Source organism: Saccharopolyspora sp. NPDC045839 (genome assembly GCF_056431645.1).
Genome location: NZ_JBWKKH010000055.1, coordinates 26,070 through 43,461, shown reverse-complemented (window position 1 = coordinate 43,461; position 17,392 = coordinate 26,070). Strand labels below are relative to the sequence as shown.

Annotated in this window: 19 protein-coding genes and 2 pseudogenes; 12 read left to right on the top strand and 9 right to left on the bottom strand. The window is 65.5% G+C overall.

From position 1 onward, the window contains the following. A pseudogene (locus tag AC07EQ_RS41300) lies at positions 1-102 on the bottom strand (transposase family protein); the annotation flags it as partial. 82 nt (positions 103-184) lie between these two features. On the opposite strand from AC07EQ_RS41300, the gene AC07EQ_RS41295 reads away from it, so the two are divergent. The 3 genes from AC07EQ_RS41295 to AC07EQ_RS41285 are packed head-to-tail and all read left to right on the top strand — an operon-like array spanning position 185 to position 2,915. Continuing rightward, complete coding sequence (locus AC07EQ_RS41295; RefSeq protein ID WP_478393234.1) at positions 185-1,084, top strand: tyrosine-type recombinase/integrase; 900 nt, start codon at positions 185-187, stop codon at positions 1,082-1,084. Then, on the top strand, positions 1,081-1,416 hold the full coding sequence (locus tag AC07EQ_RS41290; RefSeq protein ID WP_478393233.1) for a helix-turn-helix domain-containing protein: 336 nt from the start codon (positions 1,081-1,083) through the stop codon (positions 1,414-1,416). Before AC07EQ_RS41295 ends, AC07EQ_RS41290 begins: the two co-directional genes overlap by 4 nt. Then, positions 1,413-2,915 carry a hypothetical protein gene (locus tag AC07EQ_RS41285; RefSeq protein ID WP_478393232.1) on the top strand — a complete coding sequence of 501 codons (1,503 nt, stop codon included), beginning with the start codon at positions 1,413-1,415 and terminating at the stop codon, positions 2,913-2,915. The genes AC07EQ_RS41290 and AC07EQ_RS41285 overlap by 4 nt, the downstream gene beginning before the upstream one ends. A gap of 18 nt (positions 2,916-2,933) precedes the next feature. Here the strand turns inward: AC07EQ_RS41285 and AC07EQ_RS41280 are convergent, their stop codons facing one another. The 6 genes from AC07EQ_RS41280 to AC07EQ_RS41255 form a co-directional block, all read right to left on the bottom strand. After that, the gene (locus AC07EQ_RS41280; RefSeq protein WP_478393231.1) at positions 2,934-4,193 is read right to left on the bottom strand and encodes a hypothetical protein; all 1,260 of its coding nucleotides are present in this window, start codon (positions 4,191-4,193) and stop codon (positions 2,934-2,936) included. A gap of 737 nt (positions 4,194-4,930) precedes the next feature. Beyond that, positions 4,931-5,401, bottom strand: a complete 471-nt coding sequence (locus tag AC07EQ_RS41275) for a hypothetical protein (RefSeq protein WP_478393230.1) — start codon at positions 5,399-5,401, stop codon at positions 4,931-4,933. Positions 5,402-5,434: 33 nt separating this feature from the next. Beyond that, positions 5,435-6,037: a hypothetical protein gene (locus AC07EQ_RS41270; protein ID WP_478393229.1), complete on the bottom strand. Its 603-nt coding sequence runs from the start codon at positions 6,035-6,037 to the stop codon at positions 5,435-5,437. Beyond that, on the bottom strand, positions 6,016-6,228 hold the full coding sequence (locus tag AC07EQ_RS41265) for a DUF4158 domain-containing protein (protein WP_478393228.1): 213 nt from the start codon (positions 6,226-6,228) through the stop codon (positions 6,016-6,018). Before AC07EQ_RS41265 ends, AC07EQ_RS41270 begins: the two co-directional genes overlap by 22 nt. Positions 6,229-6,362: 134 nt before the next feature. Further along, positions 6,363-8,879 (bottom strand): FxSxx-COOH system tetratricopeptide repeat protein, encoded by a 2,517-nt coding sequence (gene fxsT, locus AC07EQ_RS41260; RefSeq protein WP_478393227.1) that lies wholly within the window; start codon positions 8,877-8,879, stop codon positions 6,363-6,365. A 73-nt stretch (positions 8,880-8,952) separates the two neighbouring features. Next, the gene (locus tag AC07EQ_RS41255; protein WP_478393226.1) at positions 8,953-9,201 is read right to left on the bottom strand and encodes a hypothetical protein; all 249 of its coding nucleotides are present in this window, start codon (positions 9,199-9,201) and stop codon (positions 8,953-8,955) included. A gap of 1,198 nt (positions 9,202-10,399) precedes the next feature. On the opposite strand from AC07EQ_RS41255, the gene AC07EQ_RS41250 reads away from it, so the two are divergent. The 8 genes and pseudogenes from AC07EQ_RS41250 (at position 10,400) to AC07EQ_RS41215 (ending at position 14,737) form a co-directional block, all read left to right on the top strand. After that, on the top strand, positions 10,400-10,618 hold the full coding sequence (locus AC07EQ_RS41250) for a hypothetical protein (RefSeq protein ID WP_478393225.1): 219 nt from the start codon (positions 10,400-10,402) through the stop codon (positions 10,616-10,618). Next, positions 10,615-11,376: an alpha/beta hydrolase gene (locus AC07EQ_RS41245; protein WP_478393224.1), complete on the top strand. Its 762-nt coding sequence runs from the start codon at positions 10,615-10,617 to the stop codon at positions 11,374-11,376. The genes AC07EQ_RS41250 and AC07EQ_RS41245 overlap by 4 nt, the downstream gene beginning before the upstream one ends. Next, positions 11,264-11,926, top strand: a pseudogene (locus AC07EQ_RS41240) (alpha/beta fold hydrolase); the annotation flags it as partial. The gene AC07EQ_RS41245 and the pseudogene AC07EQ_RS41240, both read left to right, overlap by 113 nt. Before the next feature lie 106 nt (positions 11,927-12,032). Continuing rightward, positions 12,033-12,476, top strand: a complete 444-nt coding sequence (locus AC07EQ_RS41235; protein WP_478393238.1) for a hypothetical protein — start codon at positions 12,033-12,035, stop codon at positions 12,474-12,476. 250 nt (positions 12,477-12,726) lie between these two features. Then, positions 12,727-12,966 (top strand): three-helix bundle dimerization domain-containing protein, encoded by a 240-nt coding sequence (locus AC07EQ_RS41230; protein ID WP_478393223.1) that lies wholly within the window; start codon positions 12,727-12,729, stop codon positions 12,964-12,966. Then, positions 12,960-13,424 carry a hypothetical protein gene (locus AC07EQ_RS41225; protein WP_478393222.1) on the top strand — a complete coding sequence of 155 codons (465 nt, stop codon included), beginning with the start codon at positions 12,960-12,962 and terminating at the stop codon, positions 13,422-13,424. The genes AC07EQ_RS41230 and AC07EQ_RS41225 overlap by 7 nt, the downstream gene beginning before the upstream one ends. A gap of 119 nt (positions 13,425-13,543) precedes the next feature. Beyond that, a complete protein-coding gene (locus AC07EQ_RS41220) occupies positions 13,544-14,170 on the top strand; it encodes a hypothetical protein (RefSeq protein WP_478393221.1) in 627 nt (208 codons plus the stop codon). A gap of 264 nt (positions 14,171-14,434) precedes the next feature. Next, positions 14,435-14,737: an MmyB family transcriptional regulator gene (locus AC07EQ_RS41215; protein WP_478393220.1), complete on the top strand. Its 303-nt coding sequence runs from the start codon at positions 14,435-14,437 to the stop codon at positions 14,735-14,737. A 573-nt stretch (positions 14,738-15,310) separates the two neighbouring features. On the opposite strand, the gene AC07EQ_RS41210 is transcribed toward AC07EQ_RS41215, so the two are convergent. Further along, entirely contained in the window at positions 15,311-15,586 is a 276-nt protein-coding gene (locus tag AC07EQ_RS41210; protein ID WP_478393219.1) for a hypothetical protein, read from the bottom strand. 417 nt (positions 15,587-16,003) lie between these two features. Between AC07EQ_RS41210 and AC07EQ_RS41205 the strand changes: the two genes are divergently transcribed. Next, positions 16,004-16,351 carry a hypothetical protein gene (locus AC07EQ_RS41205; RefSeq protein ID WP_478393218.1) on the top strand — a complete coding sequence of 116 codons (348 nt, stop codon included), beginning with the start codon at positions 16,004-16,006 and terminating at the stop codon, positions 16,349-16,351. 811 nt (positions 16,352-17,162) lie between these two features. Here the strand turns inward: AC07EQ_RS41205 and AC07EQ_RS41200 are convergent. Continuing rightward, entirely contained in the window at positions 17,163-17,369 is a 207-nt protein-coding gene (locus AC07EQ_RS41200; RefSeq protein ID WP_478393237.1) for a three-helix bundle dimerization domain-containing protein, read from the bottom strand. Between the last annotated feature and the right edge of the window lie 23 nt (positions 17,370-17,392).

Below are 17,392 nucleotides of genomic sequence, written 5' to 3'. Positions count from 1 at the left end.
CCGCGCCACCGTGGGCCCGTGCTCGCGGCAGTTCACCCGCGGCGCTTCGGACTCCAGCCACACCTGGACCGTGCCCAAATCCAGCGCCCGCCACCTGGCCCGTTCGACGGTCGAGGGCCGCGAGCACACGGTTCGGGCGTTTTCCCACTACGTCAACGCGTTCCCGTGGCAGTGGTCGGCGGCGATGATCGACGAGTGGCTGGGTGATCTGCGGTCGCTGCGGGAGCTGAAGCGCTCGACGATCCGGTCCTACTCCGAGGCAGTGCGGGCGTTCTGCCACTTCGTCACCGACCCCGCCTACGAGTGGACCGCGACGTGCGAGGAGCGGTTCGGCACGCACCCGATCCAGGTCGTGCACGAGTGGAACACCGCCGAGCACGTCCAGGCCAGCGAGGCCGACCCGAAGAAGCGGGCCTTCACGAAGAAGGAACTGCACGAGTTCTTCGCCTACGCCGACGACCAGGTGGCGCGCATCCGCGCGTTCGGCCGCAAGGGCTGGCTGCCGGCGTTCCGGGACGCGACGCTGTTCAAGACCGCCTACGCCTACGGGTTGCGGCGCAACGAAACCCGGATGCTGGACGCGGCCGACTTCGCCCGCAACGTCGCAGGGCCGGAGTTCGGCGAGTATGGGTTGTGCCGGGTCCGGTTCGGCAAGGCGAAGAAGGGGTCACCGCCCAAGCAGCGCAGCGTGATGACCGTCTGGGACTGGACCCCCGATGTCCTGGACGAGTGGTTCGGCGAAATCCGGCCGCTGCTGGGCGCCGAGGGCAGCCCGGCGGCCTGGCCATCGGAGCGCGGGGCGCGAGTGGGCTGCCAGCGGCTGGACTCCCGGTTCGTCGCCTACCGCCGCGAGCTCGGCCTGGATGACGGGCTGGACTTCCACTCGCTGCGCCGCTCCTACGTCACGCACCTGATCGAGGACGGCTGGGACCCTCGCTTCGTGCAGGAACAAGTCGGTCACGAGCACGCGTCCACGACCTCGATCTACACCTGCGTCGGATCGGACTTCCGCAAACGCACCCTGCGCCGCCACCTCGACAGCGTGGTCGCCGCGGCCCTGGCCAGCCCGGGGGCGCAGCCGTGAAGCGGAAAGTCGGCTACACCTGGCGGCTGCGGGAGATCATGGCCACCCGCGGGGTCTTCACCGCCACCGAGCTGGTTCCGCTGCTGCAGGAGCGAGGGATCGATCTGTCCGCGTCCCAGGTCCACCGCCTGGTCTCGGGCACCCCCGAACGGCTATCGCTGCAGGTGCTGTCCGCGTTCTGCGACATCCTCGGCTGCACACCGGCCGACCTGGTGGCCACCACCGCGGAGAACGCCGGCGTCCGCAAGACCGCCACCGACGACCGCCCCGCGCCGTCGGCCGCGGTCGCGAAGCTGCGGCCCCGCGCCGCCCGGATCCTGCCCGGCGAGTGAGCCCCGCCTACCGCACGCCAGAACAGCTCGAGCGCTGGCACAAGCGGACCTGCGCGCGCTGCGGCCGGTTCGGTTTCTTCGCCGCCGTCTGGCCCGACGGCCCGGTTTGCCGCACGTGCGAGTGCCGCGCCCTGCGCGTCCACGGTCGCTGCCCCGAGTGCGGCGAGCACCGGATCCTTCCCGGTCTCCGGCATGCCGACGCCGTCGCGATCTGCACCGGCTGCGCCGGTTTCCGCCCGTCCTACGCCTGCTCGCGCTGCGGCCAGGAAAGCCAGCTGCGCGCGGGTCGCCTCTGCACCCGCTGCACCCTGTCCGATCGCGTCGCCGCGCTGCTGGACGACGGCACCGGCCAGGTCCGGCCCGAGCTGGTTCCACTACACCGGATGCTCGTCGCGATGAAGAACCCGCGCACCGGGCTGATCTGGCTCGACGGACGCCCACCGAACACCGGCGCGGCGGTGAAGCTGCTGCGCAGCCTGGGCAACGGCGACATCGAACTCACCCACGAGTCGTTCCACCGCCTCCAGCCCTGGCGGGCCGCCGGGCACCTGCGGGAACTGCTCATGTCCTGCGGCGTCCTGCCGCCGGTGGACAAGCAGATCTGCTCGTTCGAACGCTGGCTGCGCGCGCACCTCGACGACATCAGCGTCCCCGAGCACGAGCAGATCGTGCGCCGGTTCGCCACCTGGGAGATCCTTCCCCGGCTGCGCAACCACGCCGCGCGGAAGCCACTCACCCCCTCCACGCGCTATTTCGCCTCCGACCAGGTCAAGCTGGCCACCCAGTTCCTAACCTGGCTGGCCGACCACGGACGAACCCTGGAGATCTGCCGTCAGGCCGACATCGACGACTGGCACGCTGGCCGCGGTGAGCACGAACGGAACCGGCTGCGCGGATTCCTGCTCTGGGCCATGACCAGCAAACTCGTCCGACCACTGCGGATGCCTGCTCAAACGATCACCCGCAAAGCTCCGCTGCCCGAGCCGGAGCGGATCGCGTTGCTGGGCCGACTGCTCGCCGGCCACGACCTGCCGTTGCGGTCCCGGGTCGCAGGCGTGATCGTCCTGCTCTACGCCCAACCGCTCAGCCGGATCGTCCGGCTCACCGTCGACGACCTCACCCGGGACGGCGACCAGGTCCTGCTGCGTCTCGGCGAACCACCTTCACCGGTCCCGGCACCGGTCGCCGAGCTGCTACTCGCCTGGATCGCGCAGCGGGACAACATGAACACCGCCACCAACCCGAACTCCCGGTGGCTATTCCCCGGCCGCCGCGCGGGACAACCGATGCACCCCAGGTCACTCGGCGCGTTGGTGACCAAGCTCGGCGTCCCCACCACGAGCGGGCGCACCGCGGCCATTCAGCAGCACGTGCTTGCTATGCCCACACCCGTGGTCGCCGACGCGCTCGGCTACCACCCGGTCACCACCACCAAGATCGCCACACAAGCCGGAACCACCTGGAACCGCTACGCCCCAGGCGATCACAACCGTGGTTGAAGGGCGAGTCTCGGACTCTTACTCCGGCAGGTCAAAGTCTGGCGATGAAGCCACGCGACTTGCTCTTAAGACCTGGGCGAGCGTCGAGAGTGCCTCTAAGACGCCGAGGGTCTCGCTAAGGAACTCCAGGTACGTCATCCCTGCCGGGTCCTCATCACTGACTACCCGGCCCGTCTGAAGATCGTGGTGCGCCGTAGCGTGCCCGATCGTGTTGCGTCGACGGTTGTCGAGCAGAACCGCGAACGACTCCCAGCCAGGCACCTGAGCCACGTACGCGATCTTGTACGCGCTGGACAGCTTGTCGAATTTCTCGAGGCTCTTGGGGCGCTTGTTCACGGGCACGCTCTGGGGGTGGACGTCCCCGAAGTCATCGGGGCTGCCACGCTTCACAGTGTTCTGAGTTGCCACCAACGGCCACAGGCACTTACAAGCGAGCTCGAATCCGTGCTGGTAGAGGTCCCTCACCGTCGAGAACTCGTCCCGGAACAGCACCAGCTCCTCGAAGGCCCTCTTCTCCTCCGCGCCGACGAACCTGCCGAGCAGGCCCATCTCCCACGACTCCTGCTGCTCCACGAAGCGGTTGAGTTCGGTGAACAGATCTCGCTCCAGCACGGCGGATGCCTGTCCCCGACACCGGAAGGCTCTGAGGTGGTCCGTGTGCCGGTCCATCGCTGCGGTGTGCTTCCGTGCGAAGCGGTCGATCACTCTCGCGCTGGAGTTTCCCGTGGTCCCCGTGATCATGGTCGTGGCTATCCCCAGCGCCTGGTACGCGATGGTGGTCCGCTCGTGGCTCGTGCTCGGCTCCCACTCAAGCCCGAGATGCTTCTTTGCGATGCGAGTGAACATCTCGGCATTGCCCTGGAGGTAGTACTGGAACAGCATCCGGACCTGGGGCCACAGGGCTCGGCCGGCTTCGAGGGCCTGGTGACGCTCCGACCCGAACTCGAGGAAGACGTCGTGACCGAGGATCTGCACGAGGGTCATCGTGGGGAAGGCCCCGGTGGGAGCGAGCGAGTCTGCTTCGTAGAGCGACGGCACGAATGGGTTGACGGTTATCACCGACACGCCGTCTGGCTCGGGGTCGTGGCTGCTCAGCACCTCGCAGTCGATGGCGATCCGGTGGTTCGAGAGCTCGGAGCCCGACATCGACCCTCGAATCGGCAGGCGGCACAGGGGGCACGGCAGATAGAAGCGAGTCCCGTGGGTCGGCTCCACCCCGAGCCGCGCGACAAACATTTCCTCGCAGCCGGGACACTTGAGGTGGTAGCGGGAGATCACGGCGCCAGACTATCGACGGCCGTGTGCCTACCACTCGAAGCCGCCGACTATCCGAAGAAGCTGGGGCCCGAGGCGTCGAGAAAACTTGATCTTTCGACCCCGGGCGATTCAGTGGTCGTCGCGCCCGACATACCCATGGTCGCCGACGACCTCAGCTACTCGCGGTCACGACAAGCCGGAAGAGACCTGAAACCGCTACACGTTAGGCGATCACTCGCCGTCACAACCACGACGAACACGCGATAGTTGAATACGCGATCTCACCAGTCGGGGACCTCACGATGTCCGCCCGGATGCACAAATCCCGAACGCAGCGCGGGCGGCCGATCTCAAGAAGGTCGGCCGCCGTGCGAGACGAGAAAACTTCCGTCGTCAGCTGTCGTTTGCGGTGGCCTTGCCGCGGATCTGCTTTCCGCTGGCGCTGTTCGGGTGCAACAGGGCTTCGGCCACCTTGCCACCCGAATCCTTAGCGCCGCCGAAGGTGATGGTGCCGGTGGTGGTGCGGCGACCGGCGATACCGAGGTCATCACGCGGTGCGCGGCCACGCCGATGCCGGCCAGGCAGGGGTGTTGATCGCGGTGTGGCCGGCGAGGCGGTGCTTTGATCATCGAGCCAAGCACGGTGAGGGCTTCCTCGGCCGCTGGTCGGTGTCCACACCCTCGGGCAGATACCTGTTCTGTTATGGCGCAACGCTGTGGTGGCCCCGGACTGCCGAGGCCACCACAGCCGGATTGCGGTTACAGCGAGAACGCGGCTCGGGCGTAGTCGTCCGGTCCGGTCAGCAGAGCAGACCGCTGCTGACCTGGTACAGGCCAAATCTGCAGCATGTGCTCTTCCTGCCCATCCGGATGATGACGCTTCGGGAGCCTGCTGTAGCGGCCGCGGGCGTGTGCCCGTACCACGTACCAGCCAGGGCTGGGCATCTGGATAGTGTGCAGATGCCGCAACCCAGTGGTCATCACGTTGAACACCCCCTGCGAGGCATACACGCTGGCCTCGGCGGCCGTGTCCCAGCCACCGGCGACGTGTTCCGGTGCGGCGTCCCTGACTTCGACGGTGACATCCAAAGGCCCGTACTCAACACCGGTAATCACCGCAAGCCAGTGGTCCTCGCCGGTGATCAACCCACCGGTGGTATCCGGGAACGGGTCGTCGATGGGAGGCCCCGGGTCCTCGATCCGGTACTGGCCGTCAGGCGCCTCGAACACGACATCCTGGCGGGAGCGCAGGGATTCGTCGTCCTAGTTCCACGAGTCCTGTCCATCCGGCAACACCGCGAGCACGTAGAAGTCGTCGCCGACCAGCATACGGTTCATCCCCGCATACTTACGGTTCAGCCCGCCCTGGGATTGATTCGCCTCCGGCACCACGTTTCGGGTCGAGTAGGAAAGCCCCGAGGCCGCGCCCTCCATCGACTGGACGATGGGGAACTCATCGCACTGCAACCCCGGAGGCGCGCTACCCGGCGGGCAGTCCACCTCACGGTTGCGTTCCTGGGTCTCCGGGTCAGCCCAGGTCAACGGGTATCCAACCCCAGGCACCCCAGGACGGCCAGGCAAGTCACGCTTCGCGTCGAACACGTGCTGAGCCACCTCGGTGACCTTCGGGTACTCCGGCGACGGATAGATGATCACTCCAGGGCGTTCAGCGGCGATGCACCCCCGGGTACCGGCGATCGCAATCCGGTCGCAGCGTCCGGCCACCTCGTTGTACTCGGCAGAGTTGAAGCTGAGCCGCTCACCCGGAATGCCGAGGGGCGCCACCACCATCCATGGGCCGATGTAGGTCTTCAGCGATACCACGTCGGCCAGATCCTGCGAGATCACGCCTGTCTCGCGCTGCACGCGCCGACGTTGCGCACCGTCACGAGCTGGAGCGCGATCCCGAGCTTGTTGTGGTCGCGCCGCTTGGCTTCCACCAGGCCCCGGTCGACGTCGTCGAGGAAGAAGAACCGCTCCAGCTCTGCCCGCGACAACACCTCGGGCAGCCGGCCGTAGGCCGCGGCCTGCTCATCGGACAGGAACTCAACTGGCAACTCACTGGCCTTTCAGATCTGCATCCGCCCACTGCGGCGGAACCGCAGCGAAGCTTCAACAAAACGATCAAGGCCGTCAACGAGCAGGGTCAGGGCCTCGAGGGCTAGCGCGATGTTCCTCAAGCCCCGAATCTCTAGGCTGTGCCACAGCACTCTCGGATCGCGGCGGCGCTCAGGGGGCCGCCTTGCGGGTGGGTGGCGACCAAGCGGAGCTCCTCGGAATTGGCGATCTCGTGGAGTTCAGCGGGGAACAGCTCCGAGCACCAGAGCGGTTCGCGGATTCCTTTGATAGCGTCGGGATTGCGCTGGAGAAAGTCGGCGACACGGGGCCATCGGATGCGGATAATCGTCCAGAGAGCCAACGTGTCTGTGTCAACGGTGATGCCCTCGAGCGTACGAACGGCCCGGAGGATCGTGTAGGAATTCAAGAAGAGATTGGTGCTGCGTGGGTTCGGGCTCAGCAGCGGCGCGAACTTCCTCAGGGCGTGCTCGGTGTGTGCGCGGGTCTCGGCCGCGGCGACTGCGCGCGCTGCGTCGGCGGTGACGGCGTCGCGTACGTCTGGCCCGGTCTCGTTCAGCGCGCCGAGGATCAGTCCCTCGTCTCCATTAGCTTCCTCAATCCGCGATCTCGCCTCGGCGACCTGGCCCGGGTCGACGGCAGCATCTGTCTCCAGGTCAAGAAGCCTGCCAAGGAAGAGCCGTTGAGAGGTCGTGCTCAGCGTGGGCATTGGAACGGTGAGCTGGAACAGCTTGTCCAGGAATTGGTAGCCCAGCGTGTCGGTATCGCCGTACTGGCTGGCGTAGGCGCGGCGCAGCCATGAGCCGTCAGCGGCTACGACGAAATATGCGGCAGGAGGTAGCCGGTCGATACCACCATGCACGCGTGGTGCGTCCCGGACCAGGGTCTGTGCGGCTTCCAGGAGTTCGACGACGTATTCGTCTTTGCACCGGTCCAAGTCGTCGATAAAGAACACGACCGGCTTGCGGGAGCGCCGCAGCAGCCAGTCAAAGTGCTCGGCGACTCGCACCATCGGGTTGGTGTCGGACTGCTCGAACAACCGAGCGCCCCTCGCCGAGTTCCACAGCAGCATCCGGCTGGCGATCCGCGCGCCAGTCCACAGCACCCCCAGAGCGGCGAGCGCCGGCACCGAGGCCTTGAGGAACTCGACGGGCTGTTGCACCGCCCCGATCCCCCACCTGACCGTCAGCGAGATACCGCCCGCCAGAACAACGAGCAGGAACACCGCAAGCAGGTACGGGGCGCCCGAACGCCTCGCTCGGGCGGCAGTTTCCCGCATGTGAAGCCACCGGCGTGCCCACCATCCCCGGTCGCGGGCGATGTGTTGGCGCACCGTGGTCAGCAATGCCCACCACGGCGGCGACAACCGGGAGTGTTGCCAGGCATCGAACCACACCACCAAGAATCCGGCAGTGGTCAGGCGCTTACCCAGCAGGTTCAGCAGCGTGCTCTTGCCCGTGCCCCATGCACCGTCGAGGTGAACCAGTAGTGAGGTGCGCGGATCTCGCTGCCGGGTCTCTTGGATGCGATCGGCCAGTACCTGGGCCAGCGCGTCCCGTTTGAGCAGGTCGACCTCGGCGGGCGCATCGGTGGACCAATCGACGTCGGTGCCGACGCGGCCCTCGAGGACCTCTGCGAGCCGGGTTAAGACAGTGCGTTCGTCGTCGCCGACCTGCTTCCTGATCCGGGCACGTACCGGGTCGTGCAGTTCCAGAGTGTTATCGCCATGGTTGATTCGTGCGAGGGCAAACCGGTTGATCGCGCGGAGGGCGTGGCTCAGAGCCAGCGGATCGCGTAACACCTTGTCCAATTCAGGAGGCGCATCGGTGTCGGAAACCGGCCGGAGTAGCGCCCGCTGCACCCGCCTGCCCTCGAAAAACGCGCAAAGCTGCAGCACCCGTAAGGCCGCTGGATCCGTTTCGCGCAACCGATCCAGAGATATCGACCAGGCCGCGCCGAGCGCACTCTCGAACGACATCTGCGACGGGCTGCTGAGAGCTGCCGCCAATTTCTCCAGATAGTGGTCGACCGGCATGCCGGTCTGGGATAGCCACGTTGCCGCCTGTGTGATCGCCAGCGGCAGGTCTGACAGAGCTTCGGCGAGCCGGTCGGCGTCATGCTCGGTCAGCTCCGGATTGCTTCGCCGGAGAAGGTCGATGCCTTCTTCTCTGCTGAGTAGATCGACTTCAAGGGGGCTCGCAGCCGGTGTCCAACGCGCATGCCGTGAGGTGATGATGACGTGGCCTGGTCCCTGGGGCACGAACGGCATCACGTCGTTCGTGCCGCTTACGTTGTCGAACACCATGAGCCAGCGCGGCGTCGGGAAGCCACTGACCAGAGTCTTAACGACTGCTGTCGGGTCGTACCGGTCTTCCAGCACGACACCAAGAGTGTGTGCCAGCTCGGCCAGAGACTCCCAGACACGCTCAACGCTGTCCGCCGAGATCCACCACACAGCATCGTATTCGGCGAGATACCGGTAGACATACTCGATCGCCAACTGAGTTTTACCGATGCCGCCCAGACCGCTGAGCGTCGCCACCATGACCGGGCTCTCCGAGTCGGTGAACTGCTCACGCATGGCGAGCAGCAGGTCCTCACGACCAGTGAAGTTCAGGTTGCGCGGCGGCACCCTTCCCCAGATCCGAGGATGCCCGTCCGCATTAGTCACTGACATAACCGGTGCGCCGCTCCCGCCGATCCGATCACCACACCTGCCCGTCCTTGTTAACCAGCAAGCACACGAGGTACTCGATCTCCCACTGTCGGGCTACCGGTTGATCGACAGTAGTCGAGAAGCCACCGTGATCCGTACTTGTTGAGTGGATTTCATCGAAGAAGCAATCGACCACTTCCGTTAGGGCTAGTCCTTGCCAGCGATGCTGGTGAACGATCGCACCTTCATCGCGTGCGCCCAGGTGGCGGGTCCCCGCGTCCATCAACGCGATCACCATCGCCGCCAGCGCGCTTGCCTCGGTCGTGTTGACCGCGTGGACCAGGCGCCGGAGCGACCCCCACCGCGAAACTCAGCGACAAGCTAAGCCTCCATCGGCGGTGTCCGGCGTGGCGGAAGAGCCGCCAACCGGACAACACAGCCCACCGATCGAGCGGTCAACGATCAGTGCTGAACCCCATCCACAAGATCCACCTGCTGCCGTTCGCCTGTCGCTGGTGCCCGTCGGAATGGGTGCGGCCTCAGTCCACCGGCCCCGGTCACGATGGGTCCGGTTTCCGCATCCCTGGCTACACGGAACCAGGACACCGTCGGGCCACTACGCACCGCCCCGGAGATCCGTTGTCGCAACCAGGGCGGCCGTCTCCCGGCGGTCGGGCCGACCTCAGCAATGCCAACGGCCGACACAGGCCAGGTGCCGGGCGCACTGCCAGACACGGAACACACCAATCTGCGCCAGCCCAGTGGGGCGCGCATTGTGATCAAAATGATGACAACACCTGTACCAGCAACGATGAACACAGATCGCATGAACACAGTAAGCCAAGATCAACTGCTCCCACCGTGCTCCCAAAACAGTAGGAGCCCCAACTAATGAAGATCATCAGAAGGGGCTCTCACCTGGGTATATAGTTGGTGCGCGATACTGGGATTGGACCAGTGACCTCTACCGTGTCAAAGGTAGTGAGCTGCGGGGCCTGATCAGGCTATTTCGCGTGTCTCCGCAGGTCAGCGGCCTTTGTTCCTCCTCGTTGCGACAGGTTCCGGCGTTGCCGCGCGTTCCCGTCGCCATGAAATCGCCATTTGATCTTGGAGGAGGACCCTCGTTTCTCGCCCGTGCCTTCCCGGACAGCTTGTCGCCACTCGCCGCCAGAGCCGCGCACGCCTGTTCGACCACCCCGGCGGCACGAACGTCACGCTCGAAACGCCGCGACCTCGACGCCGTGCCGCGACCTACATGGTCACCTCCAGTCCACTGGGCGCGCGGAAGCCCGAGCCAGGAAGGGCGCGTGCAGCGATTGCGGCTGGCCGTCCGCCGCTGCGGCCGCCGGGGCGGCCTCCGGTCAGTCGTCGGCCGGATCGGCGGACCTACTGCCAGCCGCCGAAGGCTGCCTTGTCGGGTACGTGCCGGGCTTGCCAGTTCCGGATCGACGTTGGTGACGGGCGTTGAGCCCGACAACCCTTGGGAGAAGATCACGATGAGCCGTGCCGCAAATCCCGTCGGGACTACGCTCGTCGAGCCTCGCACGCAGGAATGGCTGGACCAGCTGGCTGCTGCCGGAGGCCCGCCGCTCTACGAGCTCTCGCCGCAGGACGCGCGTGAGGTGTTGCGGGCAGCCCAGGTCAGCGTCCCGGTCGAGGTGCTGCCCGCCGACGTCGAAGACCGCGTGATCCCGGTGGTCCGACCGGCGAGGTGAGCATTCGGATCGTCAAACCCCAGCACACGGCCGACGTGCTGCCGGTGGTCGTCCACTCGCACGGCGGCGGCTGGATTCTCGGGGACAAGGACACCCACGATCGCCTCGTGCGGGAGTTGGCGAACGCGGTCCGGACGGCAGTTGTGTTCATCGATTACACGCCGGCATCCGAGGCGCATTATCCGGTGCAGAACGAGCAGGCCTACACCGCGCTTGAGTGGGTGGCGGCCAACGCTGCGGACTTCGGCGCCGACCCGAGGCGGATCGCGCTGTTCGGCGATAGCGTCGGCGGCAACATGACGGCGGCGCTGACCCTGATGGCCAAGCAACGCAGTGGCCCCCGGATCGCGGCACAAGTGCTGTTCTACCCGGTCACCGACGCCAATCCGGACACCGGCTCCTACTGGCAGTACGCGGAGGGCCCCTGGCTGACGCGTGCCGCGATGCGGTGGTTCTGGAATGCGTATCTGCCCGACGAGAAGCAGCGCTGGGAGCCGACGGTCTCCCCGCTGGAGGCGTCGATCGACCAATTGCGCGGACTTCCGCCAGCGCTCGTGGTCACCGACGACGACGTGCTCCGCGACGAGGGCGAGGCATACGCGAGCAAGCTCGCGCAGGCGGGTGTGCCGGTGACTCAGGTGCGCTATGGCGGGACGATCCACGACTTCGCGCTCCTCAACCCGATCGCGGACACACCGGCGTCCCGCGCCGCGATCGCGCAAGCCGCGCAATTCCTGCGCCAACACCTCAACGCCTAAGCGCAGCAGCACCGTGAACACCGCCGAACAATCCACAATGGAAATCGCGGGGGACGCAAGGGACATGACGTTCGTAGGAGCGCGTCCAAAGATTAGCAGAAGACAGTTCTCGCAGGCGTGCACAGCAGCCTTGACGACAGCTTCGCTTGCTCGTTGCTCATCGACACCCGCCTCTGCACCCCCCTCGCCGCCAGGCGCTGGAACGAACACGTCGTTCCCGTCGCTGAAGCAGACCGACGCCAGCGTCCTGAATATCACGTACGGCGAAGCCGGCCCCGCCAGTGGTCCTGTGGTGGTTTTGCTACACGGCTGGCCTTACGATATCCACAGCTATGTCGATGTTTCCCCCGTGTTGGCATCAGCGGGCTACAGGGTGATCGTCCCGTATCTACATGGCTATGGAACCACGCATTTTATTTCAAGCGAAACATTCCGCAACGGCCAACAATCGGCAGTCGCTTCCGATATCATTTCCTTAATGGACTCACTCAGGATCAATGAAGCGATCCTCGGCGGTTTTGGCTGGGGTTCACGAACAGCCTGCATAATTGCAGCACTCTGGCCCGAGCGCTGCAAGGCACTGGTCTCCGCGAACGACTATCTGATCACTAACCCGAAAGCGCAGATGCAACCACTGCCCCAGCCAGCGAATACGGATGGTGGTATCAATATTATTTTTCCACAGAGCGAGGAGTGCTCGGCTACACCAAAACCGACACGACTTCAACAAACTCATCTGGAAGACCGTCTCGCCGAGATGGAACTTCGACGACGCCACTTTCGAACGCACCGCCGAATCCTTCAACAACCCGGATCACGTCAGCATCGTCATCCATAATTACCGCTGGCGAATCGGACTTGCGAATGGCGACGCGCAATACGACGGCCTCGAACAGAGACTTGCCGACAACCCGGTGATCGACGTACCCACGATCACCATAGCCAGCGACTTTGATGGCGCGTCCGCAGACGGGTCATCTTACCGCGACAAATTCACAGGAAAATACGATCACCGAATCCTTACCGGGATCGGGCACAACGTGCTACAAGAAGCCCCGCAGGACTTTGCGGCGGCCGTCGTTGAGGTCGGCCATTTTTAACCCACGAGACTTCGGGCAAGCTTTCGCCACCACTGCCCCGGCCACCGGTGCGGCAGCCGGGCAAGGGGCCGGCATGACCGACAGCCACGCACCGCGCGGTGTGTCACGCACCGCGCGGTGTGTGAGGCCGGCGAAGTTCCCTCGGGGTTCTGAGTAGGGCCGCGACCTCGCTCCTGCCCCTGAGGGACTTTCTGCACTGGGGAGGCCCCCACTCGTCCGTTGATCCTGCCTTGGAGGAGAGGAGGGCCTCGTGGAGACCATTGATCACGAATGGCTCGAACGGGAGCTGAAGCTGGTGAACGGGGAACTGTCCCGCAAGTTCCCGGCTACGCCGCCGGCACCGGTGTCGGCGGCAGTGGATGCCGCCGTGGCGGAGTTCGTGCCCTCGGCGAAGGTGGCGACCTACCTGCCGATCCTCATTCAACGACGTGCACAACGCGGATCGTGGTGCTCGGCGGGCCGGGAGCGGGCAAAACCGCGGCGATGCTGATGTTGCTGATCGACATCCTCGAAACACTGGCCGCGCCACTGCGACCAGCCGGTACCCGTGTGGCTGTCCCTGGGCGGGTGAAACCCGCAGGCCAGCCCGTTGCTGGAAGGGCGGCGGCCACCTTGGCCCGCGACTACCCCGGCCTGTCCGCCCCCGCCCACGGCGGGCCGGGCACGACCGCCGAACTGATCCGCACCAGCCGGATCGCGTTGTTCCTCGACGGCCTGGACGAGATGGCCCCCGCTATCCAGGGCGAGGCACTGACATCGATCGACCGCGACGCCGCCGGAATCAAAATCGTGCTTACCAGCCGCCCAGACGAGTACCAGGCCGCCCTCACAGGAGGGCGCCTGTACTGGCCCGCGGTCATCGACAGGCCGAGGGGTCGAAGGCGTCAGCCGACAGCGTGTCGATCAACATCTGAAGGTCGGCTCGAGTCTCTCGCTGCGGCTGATTGACGGACCGCCGGGAAAGCAAGGCGAGCGGGCCAGCCAGCGCCACATGGGCGTCGCCGAGGATAGCCTAGTGATAGGGATTCAAGGTTTACCCCCGACAAGGGGTTACATGAGGGGGGATCATGGCTGCCAAGCAGGGGACGACGGTGCACCTACCCGGTGTTACCGCCGAGTTTCACCAGCTCGATCACTACATTCCCACTCGCGATGATCTCGCAGACGCCACCAACGCCGTTCGGGGCTACCTCCCTTCCTGGGAGATGACGACCTTCTACGGTGGTCTTGGAGCGCTGGCCGCATTCGCGGTGATCGAGTGGCCGGTGGCGGTGGCGATCGGCGTGGGTGCCGTGATCGCACAGCGCTCCGGCCGCACCGCGGAGAAGTCAGTTTCCGGAACAGCACCGGTCGAGGGTGAGCCATCCGGCCTCGACGCAAAGGCGGATGAGTTGCCGATCAGCGGCTATGACAGCCGCACCGTCGGTGAGATTACCGAGCAGTTGCCCAAGCTGTCCCAGCGCGAGCTGCACCTGGTCGAGGACTACGAAACGCGAAATCGGGCTCGGACCGGCATCCTACGCCGTATCGACGAATTACGCGGCGACGAGCCCTGGGCCGGGTATGACGAGATGGGCGTCAGCGAGATCCTTCCACGCATACGAACAATGCCCGCCGACGAGCACGCCGCTGTAGCCGACTACGAACAACACCACAAACAACGGCGCACCATCATTCAAGCCGCACAAGTCTAACCTGATCGCCCGGAGCGCCCTTAGCGCAATGCCCAACGCACGATCGGTGCCTCACAGCTTCTAGATACTCGTAAGTCCCGCCCCCGGGAGAACTAAATCGCTCATGTGGCTGAGGTGAGAACCGACTTCCAGATAACGAAGGATTGCCCAGGTCGGTCCAGATCGCGACCATGGTCCTACCCGCCGCAACTCCGGAGCTGATGGGGCTTGCCGAGGCGGGTCGTTGATTTTATTTGGACTGACGGACCCATAGGTGACCCCCAGTTGAGTTGGACCCTTCCATCCAGGCGAGCCACTCACCGGTTTTGCGACGAACTGCTGCAGCGCTCCACCGAGTTCGCTGGTCTCTGGGCGGAACACGACGTCGCGTTCCGCAGGGACGACCGCAAGCGCCTCAACCACTCGACGCTCGGCCTGCTCGAGGTCAACTGCCTCAACCTGTTCAGCGAGGACGGCCGCCAGCGCCTGCTCTGGTTCACCCCGGCACTCGGAACCGATAGCGCCGATGCCCTCGACCTGCTCTCCGTCATTGGTTCTCAGCGGCTTGATGCGGACGAGAGAGGCTGAGTGCCAATGACGGGAAGCGAGCCAAAGGCGGCAAACACCAGCGCTGCGTCTCAGCCAGCAAAGCCAAGATCGGCCGTACGTCGTGTGTGAACTTCTCGCCGGCTGGAGTCAGTTTTGGCCCGCACCGCCATAGCCGTGGCGACCATGACCTGAGGCCCCTTTCAACGGCCTCCCGCCGCCCGGTTCCGCCCTCAGCGAGCACCCCCTTCGTGCCCTCAGCGGTGTAACTGCCCTGCACCAAGTACTTCGACATGCCGCTCCCCCACTTCACCGTGCGGCCACCCGCGGCCGCGCTTCTGCTCCCACCCTCGGGCACGAGAGCAGGCTGGCCCATTCGAAGCGGCTGACCGGACTCCTCACGCGCAGGGCGACGAGCGGTCGCCGGGTGGCACCTACGTGCAGAGCGACGCCATCTACCTCGAATTGCTCGCAGCCGCACGACGGGTCGACCTCGCTCGACTCACCCGGCAGCGGCGAACCCCAAGCTGAGATCTCGACCTAATGCTAGGTGCGGCTCGGTCGGTCCCCCAGCCTTATCAATCGGTCATGACGTGGTGCGTTTCTGCCGATGGGTCATGCGGCGATGGCAAAACCGATGAACAGAGCCACGGTAGCGATCAGATCCGCAATCTTGATCAGGAGTCGCATCGTGGTCCTCACCTTCTTCTCGGGGTAAGTGATCGGATGCCCAGGTATCGGCAGATCGTCCACGGGAAGCAGCCCGGCCAACTCCTCCCGCGGCGGCAGGTGATCCGCGGGGCTGGGCTGTGCCCACCGGGCCTCGCCTCGGCCGGCGCGCCGCGCGCTCGTCCGGTGCCCGCAACGCCCGCCGGTCGGCGGGCTGCTCATGGGACACACGAAACAAAAGGCACCTTCCTGGCGCACGATCAACTGATTCTGGTGGCCATGAGCGCTAAGTGCTAGGCAGGCGCGTGTGTCCCACCCGACCCGGGAACGTGATCGCGCCACCGAGAACATTCGGGTGGGCGGAGGTACGGTCCCAGCGAGGGCGGCGCCATCCCCCGGACACCGTGGCGGCGCCCGTGCGTGGCCGTCCCCCGAATTGGCCACGCCCTGCGGGGCCCGGCGACGAGCCCGGCCCCGCAGGTGTGCCGAATACCCCAACCCCACGCCCTCAGTGACGTCTACAGTGGACGCGCCGCCCCAGCTACACCCCGGCCAGGCGCGTCGCTGCAGGTCACGTAACCCGACAGTGGGCGTGTGTCGCGGCTGGCACGCTGCGGCGGTTGCATATTCTGGTCTGCCATGTCGCACTCAACGCCCGATGGAATCGTTGGCCAGGTTCAGGCAGCGATCGATACGGCACTGGTGAAAGTGCTCACCGCCGACGCAGGCGCGCCGCAGGCGCATCCCCACGTGCGACACGCCCTGGCGCTGCTGGCCCAGGTTGATGACGATCAGGCGTTCATCTCGCAGGACGCAGCAGAAGCGATCGGCGCTGCAGACGAGCACCTGAATTCCGGCCGTTGGCACGAGGCCCGGTGCGCGCTGGTCACCGCACGCGGACGACTGGCCCGGCCCGGCGCCCGCTACACCGGCGCCAGCCGCCCAACGGACCCGCACCCGAATAAGCCACCGCCACCGAGCTACTGAACGAAGCGTCCGGACGCAACCAGGCCATCTGACAACGCGCGCCCCGCACCCATCGCCCGGGCACAGGGGCAGCGCTTACCCGACGCAGCAGCGAATCAATGTCCACAAAGGTCAGCTGATCCGCGCCACCCAGCATCGGTGTCCGCTCGGCGAGGTTGATCAACAACCGGCGGGCCACCGACGCTCACTGCGGGGCGTGACCATGGGTGAAGGCCCGAAGGAACGACCCCAGCGTCGACGGTGCATACACCCCGTCGAACAGACCCTTCATCCCCCCCATGCCGGATCACATCCAGATCATCGATACTGTCCGCGCCCGCGGCCATCCCCGCGATGACCGAGACAATCTTGCCTGCCGGGTTCACCCCGGTCGACGCGATCGGCGGGTTCTTGATCCTGACCGCGTCGCTGACCGGTCAGATAACCCGGCCTGCTCGGCCAGCGCCATCACCGGCACCAGCCCCGCACACGACACCAGATTGGCATCATCGAACCGCACCGCAGCCCGCGACCACATCTGCGACAATCTCACCGAAAGTGCCTTCCCAACCATGCGACATCAGTGCTTCAGCAACTCTGATCATCGCAGGCCAGAAGGCACTTTCACTCATTAAACGTTGCTATCCAAGAACAAACCCTCGGGGTATCCAGGCTTACCCCGCCGAGTATCCGCAAGTTGCCCGCAACGCCGCCGTGATCTCCGACCGCGACAACCGGGAGACCTGGTCTGGCTCCGGTGCCCAACCCAGCAGTTCCAGCGCATCCGGGGGCGGTCAAGTCCTCGAATGCGGCCAGCGCGGCGGGGAAAGTATTACCGTATCCGCAGTTTTTCCTGCGCGCGTCGGCGTATGAGGATCGGCAGGAAATCGACTATCGTGGCGTGCGGAACGAGCTCGGCGGCAGCGGTGTTGATCGCGTGCGAGATCTGTCCGGGCTGTGCGTCGGGGAGTTGCCCGGACAGCTCTTCTCGCACCAAGTCCAGTTCTCGCTGAAGCCACTCGTGATCGATCCCCCTCATGATTTCACCGCCCGCCGGCTGGA